This window comes from Streptomyces sp. DH37, assembly GCF_029813835.1.
GTDB lineage: Bacteria > Actinomycetota > Actinomycetes > Streptomycetales > Streptomycetaceae > Streptomyces.
Map to the genome: position 1 here is coordinate 202,928 of NZ_JARVKV010000001.1, position 15,444 is coordinate 218,371.

16 protein-coding genes and 1 riboswitch are annotated in these 15,444 nt (G+C 77.0%); of the genes, 6 read left to right on the forward strand and 10 right to left on the reverse strand.

All coding sequences use genetic code 11. The features are described from left to right. The first annotated feature begins 26 nt into the window (after positions 1-26). The 6 genes from QC029_RS00830 to QC029_RS00855 are packed head-to-tail and all read left to right on the forward strand — an operon-like array spanning position 27 to position 5,777. Positions 27-1,091, forward strand: coding sequence for an NAD-dependent epimerase/dehydratase family protein (locus tag QC029_RS00830; RefSeq protein WP_279553296.1), 1,065 nt, complete (start codon positions 27-29; stop codon positions 1,089-1,091). Beyond that, complete coding sequence (locus QC029_RS00835) at positions 1,088-1,924, forward strand: UbiA family prenyltransferase (protein WP_279553297.1); 837 nt, start codon at positions 1,088-1,090, stop codon at positions 1,922-1,924. The genes QC029_RS00830 and QC029_RS00835 overlap by 4 nt, the downstream gene beginning before the upstream one ends. After that, complete coding sequence (locus QC029_RS00840; RefSeq protein ID WP_279553298.1) at positions 1,924-3,105, forward strand: NAD(P)/FAD-dependent oxidoreductase; 1,182 nt, start codon at positions 1,924-1,926, stop codon at positions 3,103-3,105. Before QC029_RS00835 ends, QC029_RS00840 begins: the two co-directional genes overlap by 1 nt. Continuing rightward, positions 3,102-4,190: a type III polyketide synthase gene (locus tag QC029_RS00845; RefSeq protein ID WP_279553299.1), complete on the forward strand. Its 1,089-nt coding sequence runs from the start codon at positions 3,102-3,104 to the stop codon at positions 4,188-4,190. Before QC029_RS00840 ends, QC029_RS00845 begins: the two co-directional genes overlap by 4 nt. Further along, on the forward strand, positions 4,187-4,705 hold the full coding sequence (locus tag QC029_RS00850) for an isoprenylcysteine carboxylmethyltransferase family protein (RefSeq protein WP_279553300.1): 519 nt from the start codon (positions 4,187-4,189) through the stop codon (positions 4,703-4,705). The genes QC029_RS00845 and QC029_RS00850 overlap by 4 nt, the downstream gene beginning before the upstream one ends. A gap of 10 nt (positions 4,706-4,715) precedes the next feature. Further along, positions 4,716-5,777: an NAD(P)/FAD-dependent oxidoreductase gene (locus tag QC029_RS00855; RefSeq protein ID WP_279553301.1), complete on the forward strand. Its 1,062-nt coding sequence runs from the start codon at positions 4,716-4,718 to the stop codon at positions 5,775-5,777. A gap of 162 nt (positions 5,778-5,939) precedes the next feature. On the opposite strand, the gene QC029_RS00860 is transcribed toward QC029_RS00855, so the two are convergent. The 10 genes from QC029_RS00860 to QC029_RS00905 form a co-directional block, all read right to left on the reverse strand. Continuing rightward, entirely contained in the window at positions 5,940-8,099 is a 2,160-nt protein-coding gene (locus tag QC029_RS00860; protein ID WP_279553302.1) for a SpoIIE family protein phosphatase, read from the reverse strand. Positions 8,100-8,206: 107 nt separating this feature from the next. Continuing rightward, positions 8,207-9,031, reverse strand: coding sequence for an ABC transporter ATP-binding protein (locus tag QC029_RS00865; protein WP_279553303.1), 825 nt, complete (start codon positions 9,029-9,031; stop codon positions 8,207-8,209). Then, complete coding sequence (locus QC029_RS00870; RefSeq protein WP_369281310.1) at positions 9,028-10,053, reverse strand: FecCD family ABC transporter permease; 1,026 nt, start codon at positions 10,051-10,053, stop codon at positions 9,028-9,030. The genes QC029_RS00865 and QC029_RS00870 overlap by 4 nt, the downstream gene beginning before the upstream one ends. 86 nt (positions 10,054-10,139) lie before the next feature. Further along, complete coding sequence (locus QC029_RS00875; protein WP_279553305.1) at positions 10,140-11,180, reverse strand: ABC transporter substrate-binding protein; 1,041 nt, start codon at positions 11,178-11,180, stop codon at positions 10,140-10,142. A 49-nt stretch (positions 11,181-11,229) separates the two neighbouring features. Continuing rightward, positions 11,230-11,350, reverse strand: a riboswitch (cobalamin riboswitch). A 78-nt stretch (positions 11,351-11,428) separates the two neighbouring features. Then, complete coding sequence (locus tag QC029_RS00880; protein ID WP_336621550.1) at positions 11,429-11,545, reverse strand: DUF418 domain-containing protein; 117 nt, start codon at positions 11,543-11,545, stop codon at positions 11,429-11,431. A gap of 123 nt (positions 11,546-11,668) precedes the next feature. Further along, on the reverse strand, positions 11,669-12,586 hold the full coding sequence (locus QC029_RS00885; RefSeq protein ID WP_279553307.1) for a sulfotransferase domain-containing protein: 918 nt from the start codon (positions 12,584-12,586) through the stop codon (positions 11,669-11,671). A gap of 671 nt (positions 12,587-13,257) precedes the next feature. Beyond that, the gene (locus QC029_RS00890) at positions 13,258-13,725 is read right to left on the reverse strand and encodes a hypothetical protein (protein ID WP_279553308.1); all 468 of its coding nucleotides are present in this window, start codon (positions 13,723-13,725) and stop codon (positions 13,258-13,260) included. After that, entirely contained in the window at positions 13,709-14,200 is a 492-nt protein-coding gene (locus tag QC029_RS00895) for an RNA polymerase sigma factor (protein ID WP_279553309.1), read from the reverse strand. The genes QC029_RS00890 and QC029_RS00895 overlap by 17 nt, the downstream gene beginning before the upstream one ends. Positions 14,201-14,287: 87 nt before the next feature. Then, on the reverse strand, positions 14,288-14,899 hold the full coding sequence (locus tag QC029_RS00900; protein ID WP_279553310.1) for a class F sortase: 612 nt from the start codon (positions 14,897-14,899) through the stop codon (positions 14,288-14,290). After that, positions 14,896-15,300 (reverse strand): sortase-dependent protein, encoded by a 405-nt coding sequence (locus tag QC029_RS00905; protein ID WP_279553311.1) that lies wholly within the window; start codon positions 15,298-15,300, stop codon positions 14,896-14,898. Before QC029_RS00905 ends, QC029_RS00900 begins: the two co-directional genes overlap by 4 nt. Between the last annotated feature and the right edge of the window lie 144 nt (positions 15,301-15,444).

Sequence of the window (15,444 nt, forward strand, 5' to 3'; positions counted from 1 at the left end):
GGCGGGCGACGGGGCACCGGTCCTGCATGCGCATCGTGGTCACCGGGGCGACCGGGAACATCGGCTCCGCCGTCGTACGACGTCTGCGTGCCGAGGGCGGGCACGACCTCGCCGGCGTGGTCCGGCGGGTGCCCGAGGGCCCCGACGGCCGCGGCGTCCACTGGTACCCGGCCGACCTCAGCACCGAGTCCTGCCACGAGACGCTCGTCGAGGCGTTCGACGGCGCGGACGCGGTCGTCCACCTGGCGTGGGGCTTCCAGCCGTCCCACGACCTCGTCTACCTCGCCGAACTCGGCATCGGCGGCACCCGCCGGGTGCTCCGGGCCGTCACCGAGACCGGCGTCCCCCATCTGGTCCACATGTCCTCGGTCGGCGCCTACTCACCGAAGAAGGACGACCGCCCGGTCGACGAGTCCTGGCCCACCGGGGGCGTGCCCACCTCGCGCTACAGCCGGCACAAGTCGGCGGCCGAGCGCCTCCTCGACCGGCACGAGGCCTCCGGCGCCGGCACGCTCGTCACCCGCCTCCGGCCGGGGATCGTCGGGCGGCGCGCCGCCGGCAGCTCCCTGCTCCGGTACGGGGTGCCCGCCCCCGTGCCCGCCAGGGCGCTCGGCCTGCTGCCGGTCCTGCCGATGGACCGGCGGCTGACCATCCCGATGGTCCACACCGACGACGTCGCCGAGGCGATCGCCGCGGTGCTCCACCGGCGCGCGGCAGGGCCGTTCAACCTCGCCGCCGACACGCCCGTGACCGCGGCGGTCATCGCGGACGCGCTCGGTGCCAGGCTGGTGCACGTGCCCTCCCCGGTGGTGCGCGCCGCCATGTCGGCCGCCTGGCACGCGCGCCTGCAGCAGGTCGACACCGGGTGGCTCGACATGGGCTTCGCGCTCCCGACGCTGGACACGACCCGTGCGCGCGCCGAACTCGACTGGGCCCCGACCAAGGACGGCCCGGACGTGCTCGCCGAGGTGGTCGAGGGCATGAGGGAGGCCGCGTCCGGCGGGACGCCCGTGCTGCGCCCGCGCACCGTGCTCGGCGCGCTCGGCGACGCGATCCGCCGCGGGCCGGTCGCGGTGCGGCGCCGCCCGTGACCGCCGGCTCCGCCCCGGCGCGCCCCGGACCGCCGCCCGCGCTCGCGCTGCTCGCCGCCGCCCACGGCGGGCCCGCCCTGGCGGTCGCCGCCATCGCGGGCCTGCTCGCGCTCCGCGGCGACCTGCGCCCGCTCGACGCCGCCGTCGTCACCGGGGCGGTGCTCACCGGCCAGCTCACCATCGGCTGGGGCAACGACCTGCGCGACCTCCCCCGCGACCGCGCCGTCGGCCGCACCGACAAGCCGCTGGCCACCGGAGCCCTCCCGGTCGGCCGGGTGGTGCGCGCCCTGGTGGCGGCCGCGCTCGCCTGCCTCGTGCTGTCCGCGCTCGCCGGCTGGCGCAGCGCGCTGGTCAACGTCGTCCTGGTCACCGGGGCGGGCCACGTCTACAACCTCGGGCTCAAGGCGACCGCGTGGTCCTGGGTGCCGTACGCCGGGGCCTTCGGGGCGCTGCCCTCGGCCGTCACCCTCGCCGGCCCCTCCCCGGCCTGGGCGCCCCTGTGGACGACCGGCGCCGGGGCCGCGCTCGGCGTCGGGGCGCATCTGCTCAACACGCTGCCCGACCTGGCCGACGACGAGCGCACCGGCGTCCGCGGCCTGCCGCACCGGATCGGCGAACGCCCCTCGCGCGTCCTGGCCGCCGTGCTGCTGCCCGCCGCCTCGCTGCTCGCCGTGCTCGGTCCCGCCGGGACCCCTCCGGCGTGGGCGTGGGTGGTCCTCGCGCTGGTGGCCGTCCTCGCGGCGCTCACGCTGGCCGCCCGCGGGCGCACCCCCTTCCGGGCCGCGGTGGCCATCGCCCTGCTCGACGTCATGCTGCTCGTGGCGGCCGGCTGATGGCGCCCGCGCCCGCCCGCTGGGACCTCGTGGTGGTCGGCGCCGGACCGGCCGGCGCCGCCGCCGCCCTGGGCGCGCTGCGCGCCGACGCGAGCCTGCGCGTCGCCCTCCTGGACCGGGCGGACTTCCCGCGGGACAAGGCCTGCGGCGACGGGGTGGCCCCGCACGTCCTCGACCTCCTCGCCGAGGTCGGCGTCACCGGTCTCGTCGACGACCGGGTCCCGGTCGAACGCCTCCGCCTCGGCCGGGGCGGCCTGGCCGCCGAGCGGCGGATGGCCCGCCCGGCGTGGGTGGTGCCGCGCCGGGTCCTCGACGCCCGGCTGGTCGACGCCGCGGTCACCGCCGGCGCCCGGCTCCTGCGGCACCGGGTCCGCGACCTGAGGCAGCACACCGACGCGGTGGTCCTGGACGAGGAGATCTCCGCCGCGGTCGTCGTCGGCGCCGACGGCGCCCACTCGGCCGTCCGGCGCGCGCTCGGCCGCCCCCGCGGCCCGGCGGCCCTGGCGCTGCGCGGCTACGCCCCGGTCGCGCCCGGGCGGCGCGGCGCACAGGTCATCGAGTTCGGCATCCGCCACCAGCCGTCGTACGCCTGGTCCTTCGACCGCGGTGACGGCCACGCGAACGTCGGGTACGGCGAGGTCCTCCGCGAGGACCGGCCGGCGCCGACCCGCGCCCAGCTGCTCGAGCGACTGGAGGCGCTCCTGCCCGGCGCGGCCGAGGGCGGGCGGGACTGGGTCGGGCACCACCTGCCGCTCTCGACGGCGCGCTGGCGTCCTCCGGCCGGCCGCGTACTGCTCGCGGGCGACGCCGCCGGCCTGGTGAACCCGCTGACCGGCGAGGGCATCTACTACGCGGTGGCCACCGGCATCGCGGCCGGCCGGGCCGCGGCCGAGGCCCGGCACGACGGACGACCCGAGCGGGCGGGCGAGCGGCACGCCCGCGCCACCCGCCGGATCCTGCTGCCCCACCTGCGCCACACCGCCCTGGCCGCCCGGCTCGCCCGCAGCGCGCGCGTCGTCGAGGCCGGGCTGCGCGCCTCGGCCGCCGACCAGCGCGTCTTCGACGGCCTCGTCGAGCTCGGCCTCGCCCGGGGCCGGCTCACCCCCACCGTCGCGTTCGGCCTCGGCCGGGCGCTCGCCGTACCCACCCGTCCGACCGGCCGATCCCGGGAGCCAGCATGACCATGCGCGTCCTCAGCGTCCGCGGCATCCTGCCCGAGCACCGCCACCGGCAGGAGGAGATCACCGAGTCCTTCGCCACCACGCTGGTCGAGGGCACGGTCGACCGCGGCGTCGTCGAGCGGCTCCACCGCAACGCGTGCGTCGAGACCCGGCACACCGTGCTCCCGCTGGAGGAGTACGCCCGGCTCGGGGACTTCGGCCGGTCGAATGACGTCTTCATCCGGGCCGGCGTCGAACTCGGCGGCCGCGCGGTCGTCGAGGCGCTCAAGGACGTCGGCCTCACGCCGGCCGACGTCGACTACATCGTGTCGTGCACGGTGACCGGCCTGGCCGTCCCCTCGCTCGAGGCCCGTGTCGCGGCGGAGATCGGGCTGCGCCCCGACGTGGTGCGCCTGCCCCTCGTCGGCCTCGGCTGCGTCGCCGGCGCGGCCGGCGTCGCCCGCCTGCACGACCTGCTGCGCGGCAGCCCGGACGCGGTCGCGGTGCTGATGTCGGTCGAACTGTGCTCGCTCACGCTCCAGCGCGACGACACCTCGGCGGCCAACCTCGTGGCCGGCGGCCTGTTCGGGGACGGCGCCGCGGCGGTGGTCGCCGTCGGCCCCGAGCACCCGCTGGCGCGGTCCGAGAACCCCGCCCGTCCCGAGGTGCTCGCCTCGCGCAGCCGTCTCTACCCCGACACGGAGCGGGCGATGGGCTGGGACGTCGGCTCCGGCGGGCTCAGGATCGTGCTCGACTCCTCGGTCCCCGACCTGGTGCGCCGGTACGTCGGCGACGACGTCCGCGGCTTCCTCGCCGACCACGGGCTGACCGGCGACGACATCGGCTGGTACGTCGCGCACCCCGGCGGCCCCAAGGTCCTGGAGGCCCTGCAGGAAGCGCTCGGGGTCGAGCGGGACGCCCTGGGGGTGACCTGGGACTCGCTGCGCCGGATCGGCAACCTGTCCTCCTCCTCGGTGCTGCACGTCATGGCGGACACGCTCGCCGACCACCCGCCCCGGCCCGGCTCCCACGGGCTCATGCTCGCCATGGGCCCGGGCTTCTGCTCCGAGCTCGTCCTCCTGCGCGCCCCGGGAGGCGAGAGGTGAGCGGCGAGGTCCTGTTCACCGTCCTGGTCCTGGCCGTCGGCCTGGAGCGGGTCGCCGAACTCGTCGTGTCCAACCGCAACGCCGCCTGGAGCATCGCGCGGGGCGGCGTGGAGTCCGGGCGGGGCCACTACCCGTTCATGGTGGTGCTGCACACGGGCCTGCTCGCCGGAGCGCTCGTGGAGGTGTGGGTGCGGCGGCCGGACACCGCACCGGCCCTGGCCTGGTCCATGCTCGTCCTCGTCGCGGCCTCGCAGGCGCTGCGCTGGTGGTGCATCGCCACCCTGGGCCGGCAGTGGAACACCCGGGTGATCGTCGTGCCCGGCGCGCCCCGCGTGACCGGCGGCCCCTACCGCTGGATCCCCCACCCGAACTACGTCGCCGTCGTCGTCGAGGGGCTCGCGCTCCCGCTGGTGCACTCGGCCTGGATCACGGCGGCCGTCTTCACCACGCTGAACGGCTTCCTGCTCGCCACCCGCATCCGCGCCGAGGACGCCGCCCTGGCGCGGCTGGCCTGAGGGGGCGCGCATGGACCTGCTCGTCGCCGGCGGGGGGCCGGCGGGGCTCGCCACGGCCCTGCACGCGGCCCGGGCGGGGCTCGACGTCGCCGTCTGGGAGCGGCGCGCCGGCACCGTCGACAAGGCGTGCGGCGAGGGCCTGATGCCGGGCGCCGTCGCCGCCCTGGCGGCACTCGGCGTGCACCCGCCGGGGCACGACCTGCGGGGCGTCCGGTACGTCGCCGGACCGCGCCGGGCCGAGGCCGGCTTCCGGGCGGGCCCGGGCCGCGGGGTGCGCCGCACGGTGCTGCACGCGGCGCTGCGCGAGGCGGTGCTGGCCGCGGGCGTGCGGGTGGAGCAGCGCACCGTGCGCCGTGTCGAGCAGGACGAGGACGGTGTGGTGGTCGACGGCACCCGTGCCGGCCACCTCGTCGCGGCCGACGGCCTGCACTCGCCGATCCGCCGGGCCCTGGGCCTGGACCGGCCGCACCGGGTCCGCCCGCGGCACGGGCTGCGGCGCCACTACGCGCTCGCCCCCTGGAGCGACCACGTCGAGGTGCACTGGGCCCGCGACGCGGAGGCCTACGTGACCCCGGTGGCCGACGACCTGGTGGGCGTCGCCGTGCTCACCACCGGCCGCGGACCGTACGACGACCACCTCGCCGCCTTCCCCGAGCTGCGGGAGCGGCTGGCCGCCGCCCGGTCCGCCGGACCGGTACGCGGGGCGGGCCCGCTCCGCCAGGGCGCGAGCGCGCGCACCGCCGGCCGGGTGCTGCTCGTCGGCGACGCCGCCGGATACGTCGACGCGCTGACCGGTGAGGGCATCGCGCTGGCGCTCGCGCAGGCGCCGGCGGCGGTGCGGGCGGTCGCCGGCGGCGACCCGGCGGCCTACGAGCGGCAGTGGCGGCGGATCACCCGCCGCTACCGCTGGCTGACCCACGCGCTCCTCGGCGCGACGAGGGCGCCCCTGGTCCGTGTGGCGCTGGTGCCCGCGGCGCAGCGGCTGCCGTGGCTGTTCTCCGCGGCCGTCGACGCCCTGGCGCGCCCGGCGGGGGAGCGCGCCCGGGCGGTGACGGGCCGGGGGAGCGGGTAGCCGGGGGGCGTCCCTGCGATCACCCCGCCACCACACCCCGCCACCACCCCGCCACCACCCCGCCGCCACCCCGCGCGGCGCACGCGGTTCACCGGCCGGCACCCCGGCGGCCTGCCGCCCGGCGGCGGACCGCCGGCCGCGGACACCCGTCCGGCCGGCCCGTCACCGCCCGGGCGACGCCCGGATGAGGAGCAGGGCGATGTCGTCGGCGCGCGGTGCGGGAGGCGTGGTGCTGCGGACGAGGTCGTCGGCGAGGGAGTCGAGGTCCCGCTGCCCGGCCCGCGCGAGCAGGTGGGCGAGGCGGGCGATGGCGTCGTCGATGTCGGTGCCGGGGGCTTCGACGAGGCCGTCGGTGTACAGGGCGAGCGTGGTACCGGGCGGCAGGGGGATCTCGATGGTGGGGTAGTGGACGCCGGGGTCGATGCCCAGCAGCAGGCCCGGCGGCAGGCGCAGGACCTCGGCGCGGCCGTCGGGGTGGCGCAGCAGGGGAGGCGGGTGTCCGGCCGTGGCCAGGCGGGCGCGGTGGCGGGCCGTGTCGAGGTGGGCGTACAGGCAGCTGGTGAACAGACCGGGGTCGAGATCGGCCAGGAGGCGGTTGGTGCGGGCGAGGACGGCGCCGGGGGACGCGCCGGTGGTGGCGTGGGCGTGGACGGCGGTGCGGACCTGGCCCATGAGCGCGGCCGCGGTGGTGTTGTGGCCCTGGACGTCGCCGATGACGGCCGCCGTGTTCGCCTCGTCCAGGCGGATGAGGTCGTAGAAGTCGCCGCCGATCTCCATGCCGTAGGTGGCGGGCAGGTAGCGGGCGGCGACCTGGAGCCCCTTCGGGGCCGGCAGGTTGTGGGGCAGGAGGGCCTGCTGGAGGCCGTGGGCGAGTTCGTGCTTGGTGTCGTACAGGCGGGCGCGGTCCAGCGCCTGGGCGATCAGGCCGGCCAGGGAGGTGAGGACGGCGCGTTCCCCGGCGGTGAAGGTGTGGGGGCGGTCGTAGGAGATGACGCAGCAGCCCACGCCCCGCCCGGAGACGATCAGGGGCAGGAACGCCCAGGCCTGCTTGCCGCTGACCGCCGGCGACCGCGGGTAGGCGCGGGCGATCTCCCGGGGGTTGGCGAAGAAGGCGGGGACGCCGCTGGCCAGCGCGTGGCCGACGGGGGTGAGGTCGGTGTCCAGCGGCAGGCCGTCCAGGAGCTCGATGGCCTCGGGGGCGTAGCCGCGGTGCCCGGTGATCCTCAGCCGGTCGGCGTCGACGGCGGACATCACCATGCCCTGGGCGCCGAAGGCGGGCAGGACCTGGTCGGCGACCAGGCCGATGACGTCCCGCACGCTGACGGTCTCGCTCAGCGCGGCCGCCAGGTGCATCAGCTGGTGGATCCGTCCCGCGGCGGCGGGCACGCTGACCGGGGAGGCGACGGCGGAGAACGGCGCGGCGGCCGGGCCGGGCGGGCCCGCGGCGGCGCGGCCGGGGGTGTGGCCGGGGGTGATCAGCGCGCTGATGCCGCTGTCGTCGGGATAGAGCCGGAAGTCCAGCCACCGGTCGGGCGGGAGCAGGACGGTGTAGGCGACGGGCTCCCGGCTGAGCACCGCGGCGCGGTAGTGGTCCTCGTAGACGGGGTCGTCCAGCCAGGGCAGCGACTGCCAGGGGACGGTGCCCAGCAGCCGGTCGGTGCTGCTTCCCAGCAGCTCGGCGGCGGCGGTGTTGAGGTAGGTGACACGCCCTTCCAGGTTCAGGGCGACGGTGCCGACGGGCAGCCGCTCGACGAGGTCGGCGGCCGCGAGCGCGGACTGCGCCGCGGGCGCGCCGGGATCGTTCACGGGGACCAGCCGCGGCTGGTCCGGGATGGTCGGGGGGCGGGCGGCGTGGTCCAGCAGGTGGGCGATGCGCCGGGCGCTGGAGGCGATGTGGCCCCGTTCGCGGCGGGTGAGGTGCGGGGGGCGGCCGGCGGACCACACCAGCAGCAGGGCGCCCCAGCGCCGGCGGGTGCCCTCGAGGGGGGCGGACGCGAGGGCGAACCGGTAGGGCAGGGCGGCCGCGGCACGCGGGTAGTCGCGGGCCATGTCCTCCTGGCCCGCCACCCACACCAGGCGGTTCTCGCGCACCGCGGCGGAGACCGGGCCGGCGACCACCAGGGGCAGCCGCCGCCACGGCGAGGCCGTCGCGGCCGGCACGCCGCACATCACCACCAGACCCAGCATCGGCTCGTCCCGCGCGAGCAGGTAGACGGCCCCGGCCGAGGCACCGGTCTGGCGCACGGTGGCGGCCAGCGCCCCGTCCACGGCCTCCTCGTCGCTCGATCGCCCATCATGCCCATAGCTCACGTAAAGGGACATTACGCCCGGTCCGTGGCGACCGCACGGAGCAGGCCCGGCGCATCTCCCCGCCGCGCTCCCGGACCCGCCGAGGGGCGGGGACGCGTCCTCCGGGCCGTCGGGTGCGGTCAGCGGGGAAGCGGACCGCTCTCCGGCGACCCCTGCGTGCCCGGTGCGGTCTCCTCCGGCAGGAACGTGACGTGGGGCGCCCCGGTACGGGGGTGGAGGACGACCTCCCCCGCCACGCCGTACACCTCGGCCAGCAGCCGCACCGTGAGCACCTCCCGGGGCGGCCCCGACGCCGCGACCCGGCCGTCCTTGAGGACGTAGAGGCGGTCGCAGTAGTAGGCGGCCAGGTTCAGGTCGTGGAGGGCGACCAGAACGGTGGCCGGGAGGCGGCGCAGGATGCCCAGCACCTCCAGCTGGTGGCGGACGTCGAGGTGGTTGGTGGGCTCGTCGAGGACGATCAGGGCGGGCTGCTGCGCCAGGGCCCGCGCGATGAGCACACGCTGCCGCTCGCCGCCGGAGAGCCTGTCGAAGGGCCGGTCCGCCAGCTCCGCCGCCCCGACCAGGGCGAGGGACGAGGCCACCAGCCGGGCGTCGTCGGCGGTGTCGCCGTCGAGGAGCCGCTTGTGCGGGGTGCGCCCCATGGCCACCACCTCGCGCACCGTCAGATCGAGGCCGGCGCCCGGTTCCTGCACCACCGCCGCCATGGTGCGGGCCAGCCGGCGCGCGGGCAGGGACCAGGCGTCCGCCCCGTCCACGAGCACCCGCCCGGCGTCGGGGCGCAGCACCCGGTAGACGGCGCGCAGCAGGCTGGACTTGCCGCTCCCGTTGGGGCCGACCAGACCGACCACCTCGCCGGAGGAGGCGGTCAGGGACACCTCCCGCACCAGCAGGCGGGCCCCGGCCGCGACCGTGAGGTCCTCGACCCCGAGTCCGGCCGCCTTCACGGGGCCCTCCGGCTGGTGCTCCGCCGGGCGTCCCGGCGCATCAGCCACAGGAAGAACGGCCCGCCGCACAGGGCCGTCAGCACCCCGACGGGAATCTCCTGCGGAGCGGCGACGGTACGGGCCGCGATGTCGGCCCAGACCAGGAACACCGCTCCGGCCAGGGCGGCGGCCGGCAGGACGCGGCGGTGGTCACCGCCGGCGAACAGCCGCACGGTGTGCGGAAGCATCAGGCCGACGAAGCCGATGGGCCCGGCCGCGGCCACCAGGACACCGGTGACCAGGGACAGCAGGACGAACATCCGGGCGCGGAAGCGTGCCACGTCCAGCCCCATGGTGGTGGCCGCCTCCTCACCGGCCAGCAGCAGGTTCAGCGGGCGGGCCTGCACCAGCAGCAGCGCGACGGCCGCCACCAGGACGGCCGCGGGCAGCCAGAGGGTGCCCCAGCGCACCCCGCCGAGGCCGCCGAGCGTCCAGGCGAGGACCTCCCGCGCCTGGTTGCCCCGCTCGGCGGTCAGCAGCACCAGGTGGGTCGCGGCGGTCAGCACCGCCGCGACGGCGACCCCGGAGAGCACCAGCCGCACCGACGTGATCCGTCCTCCCGCCCGCGCGGTCACGTACACCAGCAGCAGGGTGAGGAGGGCGCCGGCGAACGCGGACACCGGCAGCGACAGGGGGCCGAAGAGGGCGACGCCGGAGACGATGACCAGCACCGCGCCCAGGGAGGCGCCCGAGGACACGCCCAGCAGGTACGGATCGGCGAGCGGATTGCGGACCAGCGCCTGCATGGCCGTGCCGACCACCGCCAGCCCGGCACCGGTCACGGCGCCCAGCAGGACGCGGGGGGCGCGCACGTCCAGCACGATGGTCTCGCGCGCCCGGGTCCAGTCCGCCTCCACCCAGCCGGCCCCCAGGTGGTGCGCGACGATGCCCCAGACCTGGCCGGGAGGGACGCGTACCGAGCCGATCGCCACCCCGGCCGTCAGCGAGACCAGCAGGAGCGCGCCGAGGAGCGCCAGGACCACCGGGTAGGGCGGGGGGCCGGGACGCTTCCTCCGCGCGGGGACGCCGGCCTCGGCCCCGGGGGCCTCCGGCGCCGCCGGGCGGGCCGTCACCGGAAGCGCTCGGGATGCAGGGCGCGGGCCAGGTCCCCGACCGCGTGCGGGGGACGTACGCCGACCAGGGTCGCGGTCAGCGGCAGGACGGCGAACCGCTTGTTCCTGATGGCGGGAACGTCGGCGAGGGCGGGCTGGGAGAGCAGGAACTCCTTCTTCGCCTCGACGCTGCCCGCACCGCGGTAGTGGTAGATCACGACGACCTCGGGCCTGCGCTCGACGACCTGCTCCCAGGAGACGTCCCCGAAGACCTCGTCGAGGTCGTCGAACACGTTGCGTCCGCCCGCCAGCCGGATGATCTCGGTGCCCAGGCCCCTGCCGCCCGCGGTGAAGGCGGACTTGTCGCCGCTGTCGTAGACGAACACCGGCACGGCGGGCGCGCCCTCCACGGCCTCGGCGACCCGGGAGGTCCGCTTCCGGAGGTCGGCCACCAGCTCCTCGGCGCGCTCCCGCACGCCGAAGATCCTGCCGATGGTGCGGATCTCCTCGTAGGCGTCGTCCATGGTGGCTCCGCCGTCGCCGCAGTACTCGCGGTTGAGGTGGGTGTCGATGCCCGCGTCGGCGAACGCCTGCCGGGAGCGGCCCTCGTTCTCCGCGAAGGCGCTGCCGTAGCCGCCGTAGACGAAGTCCGGCTCGGCCTCCAGGACCGTCTCGAAGGAGGGCTCCTTCTCCGCCAGCTCCGGGACGCTCTCGAAGTCCTCCCTGTACTCGGGCAGCACCGCCGAGTCGGGGAAGGCGGTGCCGACCATGACGTCCCTCAGCCCGAGCGCGAGCATCAGCTCCGCCGGGTGCTGGTGGATGGTCACGACCCGTGAGGGCGGCTCCTCGTACGTGGTGCGCACGCCGCAGTTGTCGACCGTGACGGGGAAACCCTCCGGGGAACCGGACGCCGCCCGGTCGCCCGTGCCGCCGCCGGCGCCGCAGCCGGCCACCAGGGCGGCGACCAGTGCCAGTGCCAGCGCCAACGGGCCGCGCGCGGCCGTCCGGCGCGCACCGGACGGGTGGGAAGAAGAAGGACGGGACATGCCGTCGTACACGTGACGCCTCCTGCGGAGTCCTCGCTCCTCGGACAGACCCGCGACAGGACAGTGTCCTGACTCCCGGATCGACGCTCCCCCGGCCTTCCCGCTTGCGCAGTGGCGTTCACGAAGGGTTGTGCTCCCCGGTCACAGTGGCGGGACCGTGCCGGATTCGCACCGGCTTCCTGGCACCCGTCGCGGTGATGACCAGGCGATACTACGCACCCGCGCGGGTGGGGCGGAAGGAAGGGTGCGGACGCCCCGCCTCAGCGGCGCGGGGCCCACCTCTGGAGCGCCTCCGGCGGCCCCGCCGAGAACCGCCGCAGCCACAGCGCGGAGCCCGCCGTCAGCACCGCGCACACCGCCGCCCACAGCCCGATCACCCACCACGCCCGCCCCGCGCCGTCGAGCCGTCCGTTCCGCCGTCCGTTCCGCCGCGCGGGACGGACGGCCCGCCGCTCGGGGCCGGCCGCCGCCGGCCGGGCGGGCCCGCGGCCGGCCGCTCCTCACGCGTCGCGGGCGAGCCAGGCGCGCAGGTCGGCGGGGAGCCGTTCCATCGCCGCGCGGTACAGCGCGAGGTCCTCCTCGGTGGCGGTGCCGCGCCACTGCCCGCTGTGTCCCCTGTGGAAGAACCGGAACGAGGTGGCCGCGGTTCCGATCGCGCCCTCCCCGAAGATCCGGTCCTGCCCGGAGCGCATGTCGGAGAAGGTGCACGCCCGTACCAGCTCGGGCCAGAGGCCCTCGTCCACCGGGATGTCCAGGAACGCGCTGACGCGGCGCATCTGCCCGTCGAGGTCGTCGAGCATGTCCTGGTAGTGGAGGAAGAGGACGTTGGGCTCGTCGCGGTGCCGCCACCAGGATGCCAGGTGGTGGGTGGGCGAGTTGAACGGCCAGCCGTCGGACTCCCACGGGAAGGCGCTGCGGGTGAAGTACCCGCGCCAGTGCTCGTGGACGTCCTCGGGGACCGGGGGATGGACGGGGGTGTGGACGTCGTCGCCGACGGGCCCGGGCGGGAGCAGGCCGGCCGCCCGGCCGGTGCCCATCGCGTGGTTGTGGGTGGAGAGCGCGGCGTCCCGCAGATCGCGTCCGACGACCAGGTACGACACCTCGGAGTGGACCGGCAGGGCGTCCATCGGGAGGTGGGTCTTGATGAACCGCCGGTGCCGCTGTTCCCGCAGGGTCCCGAGCATGCGGTCCAGGGGGACGAAGGCGCAGTCGAGCCAGGGGCTGATCTCCATGAGGGGCCCCGGGAGCCGGGTGCTCTGGAAGACCAGGACGGAGGTGATCCGCTGTGTCCAGGTGGTGCCCACCTTGGGCGGGGTCGAGATGACGATGTCGCCGGGACGCGGCCGGTAGCTGTCCCAGTACGTGCTGTCGGTGAAGAAACTCCGGTACGTGCGCCGAGGGGGCATCTGTGTGCGCATGGCGGGATTCTCCGCCGGACGTGCCGGCCGCTCAACAGCGCGATACCGGCCACGGGCGGGCCCGCCTCCCGGGGGGGAGCCCCCGCGTTCGGCGCGCGGAACGCCGCCCGCCGACACCGTCGGTGAAAGGTCCTCGGGCCTGCCGCCTGCGGGGAAATCCGCCCGCCGCACGGCGTCGAACGGCGCGCGGCGGGGAGCGACCGGCCCGCCGTGTTCGTTGCCGTCAGCCCCTTGAGGCATCGGGCCGGTCCCGTGACGATCAGGCACTCCGGCGCTCGTGGTGGTCGCGGGTGAGCCCCGGCATCACCGGCGCCATGGCGCCGCGCCCGGTCCCGCGGACCGGAATCCGGCGGGTCGTCACACCGCGCCCACCCGGCGCGGGGCGTGGGCCGGCACACCTGCCCGGCGAGGAGCCCCGCCCGGGTGGTCGCCGCGGTCGCCGCGGGGAAGCCCCGCGACCGCATCCCCGGCACCGAACCGGTCGTCGGCGTGGAGGAACCGGAGCGGCGGCAGGGGCCCTTCGACCGGAGCCCGGTCGCCCTGCCGGTGCGTTTCCCGCCCGCGGCCCCCGTGCGGCGGCCCTCCGGGGACCGCGGACGGCGGCGGACGAAGGTGCGGGCGCGCGGCCTTCCGGACGCGCCGGCGGCGGCCACGACCGCGCGGGCCGCGGCCTACGGCCGGGCGCCGCTCCCGGCCGTGGCGACGGGCGGGCTCCGGACCACCGTCGGCTCGGCCGACGGAGAGCCCGGTATCGCCGACGGAGCGTGGGTGGGGTCGGCCGGCCCGGGCGGGGTGCCGGGGCGCTCCTCCCCGGCGGGGCGGGGGCTCGCGGTCTCCGGTGGCGCCGACGGGGAGGGCGAGGCCGGCGGACCGCTCGCGGGCGGCGGGGCGAGGGGGACCGCCGGGGGCACGGGCGCCACCTGTGCGGAGAAGTACAGCGGCAGCGCGACGAGGGCGGCGACGGCGCACGACACGCCGACCCCGGCCGCCGCGCGGAGCAGCCGGCGGCGCGCCGCGGCGCGGCGGATCGCCTCGTAGCGGCCGGGGGGCGGACCGAGGCGTTCGGAGGACGGCCGCAGGATGACGGCGAGGGGATCGTCCGGCTCGAAGTCCGGACCCTCGTCAGCGTGTGTGATCAAGGCTTCTCCTCAGGTGGGCGCGGAGCAGCTCCCGGGCCGCGTGGAGGTCGGCCTTGACGGTTCCCTCCTTGCGCCCGGTCAGCACGGACACCTCCCGGATCGACATGTCGGCGTAGTAGTGCAGCAGGATCGGGACGCGCAGTCGCTCCGGCAGCGACTGCACGAGCAGGCGGACCGAGGGGTCGGCCTGCTCGGTCTGCGGGCCGACGACGGCTTCGGCGGTGACCTGGCGCACCGCCCTGCGCTCGCGCTCCAGCTTGCGCCAGTGGTCCCGGACGAGGTTGGCCGCGGTGACGTAGAGGAAACCCTGGGGCTCCGCGACGGACGTCCAGCGGGCCCAGAGCCGGGTGAACGCCTCCGAGGCGATCTCGTGGGCCGTCTCGTCGTCGTCGACCAGCCGGCGGCACCAGCCGGCGAGACGCGGGTAGAGGGCGGCGAACAGCTCGGACGCTGCTCTCCTGCGGGACCGTTTCAACGCTCTCCATGGTCGTGGTGGCACATGCGGGCAGGGGTCCCGGGCCGCTGGAGTACGGTTCCACCGGCCCGGGACCCGGGCGGGGGCTCAAGGGCCGGCCGAGGCCAGCGCGGCGAAGACGATCACGTTGCCGAGGTAGCCGTCACCGCCGCGGGGGCCGCCGCAGGTGATGAGCCGCAGCTCGGGGCGGTCCACGTTCCCGTAGACCGCGTCCACCGGGAAAGCGGCCTTGGCGACCGTCCGTACGGCGTCGACGGCGAACACCGCCGTCGTGCCGTTCTCCAGGCGCGCCGCGATCCGCTCGTCCCGCCGCAGCCGCGCGAGGTGCCGGAAGACCCCGTCCCCGTGGACGCCGACCGTGGTGTGGCCGAGGATCACCGACGGGCCGGTCTGACCCGGCGTCGGCGAGTGCCGGTACCAGCCCGCCCGGTCGTGCGCCGTGATCGGGGGCACCTGCACGCTGCCGTCCGAGGCCAGCCCCAGCCGCATGACCGGGGTGTCGACCCCGATGGCCGGGATGCGCAACCGGACCGGGACCGAACGGCCGAGGGCGCGTGCCGTCCTCGCCGCGGGCCGCGGGGGCGGTGGCGTGCCGGCGGACCGTGCGGTCGCGTCCCGGCCGGCACGGGGGCCGCCGCAGCCCACGAGCAGCGAGACCGGCGCCGCGGCGGCGAAGGCGCGCCTGGAGAGCGACGTCATGCCCCGGTCGCCCGCCGGCGACGTACGAGGAGGGTGGCCGCGCCGCCGCCGACGAGCACCGCGGCGGCTGCGCCGACCAGCCCGCCCGCGGTCCCGGCCCCGGAGCGCGACGACACCGGCGCCGCACCGGTGTCCGGCGCGCCGCTGGGCACGACGGAGACCTGGCTCGGCGCCGGCGTCGGGGCCGGCGGGACGCTCGCGACCGGCGTCGGCGCCGCGGCGGAGGGGACCGCGGTGGACGGAGCCGGCGCGGGAGCCGCGGTGGGCGGGGCGGGGGCGGGGGCCACGGTGGCCGGCCCGTTCGTGGGGACCGGGCTCGCCCCGTCGGCGAGCGCGGGCGCCGCGCTCGCCAGCACGGCGGCGCACGCCAGTGCCGTGGCACTGAGGACAGTTCGGCGCATGGATCGCTCTCTCTCGTCGGTCGGCCCACCGGGTGACGCGGCGGGCTGCGTTACGGATCGAGCGGAGAGACGAGGCGGCGGCCGGACTGGTTGTAAAGAGACGGCAAAGCCGTCAGGGGCCGCCACACGCGGAGGAGGAGGGGG

Coding starts and splice junctions, on each gene's coding strand:
- QC029_RS00845 (WP_279553299.1), top strand. CDS start 3,102: ATGACCATGCGCGTCCTCAGCGTCCGCGGCATCCTGCCCGAGCACCGC.
- QC029_RS00855 (WP_279553301.1), top strand. CDS start 4,716: ATGGACCTGCTCGTCGCCGGCGGGGGGCCGGCGGGGCTCGCCACGGCC.
- QC029_RS00830 (WP_279553296.1), top strand. CDS start 27: ATGCGCATCGTGGTCACCGGGGCGACCGGGAACATCGGCTCCGCCGTC.
- QC029_RS00900 (WP_279553310.1), bottom strand. CDS start 14,899: ATGACGTCGCTCTCCAGGCGCGCCTTCGCCGCCGCGGCGCCGGTCTCG.
- QC029_RS00840 (WP_279553298.1), top strand. CDS start 1,924: ATGGCGCCCGCGCCCGCCCGCTGGGACCTCGTGGTGGTCGGCGCCGGA.
- QC029_RS00905 (WP_279553311.1), bottom strand. CDS start 15,300: ATGCGCCGAACTGTCCTCAGTGCCACGGCACTGGCGTGCGCCGCCGTG.
- QC029_RS00860 (WP_279553302.1), bottom strand. CDS start 8,099: ATGTCCCTTTACGTGAGCTATGGGCATGATGGGCGATCGAGCGACGAG.
- QC029_RS00885 (WP_279553307.1), bottom strand. CDS start 12,586: ATGCGCACACAGATGCCCCCTCGGCGCACGTACCGGAGTTTCTTCACC.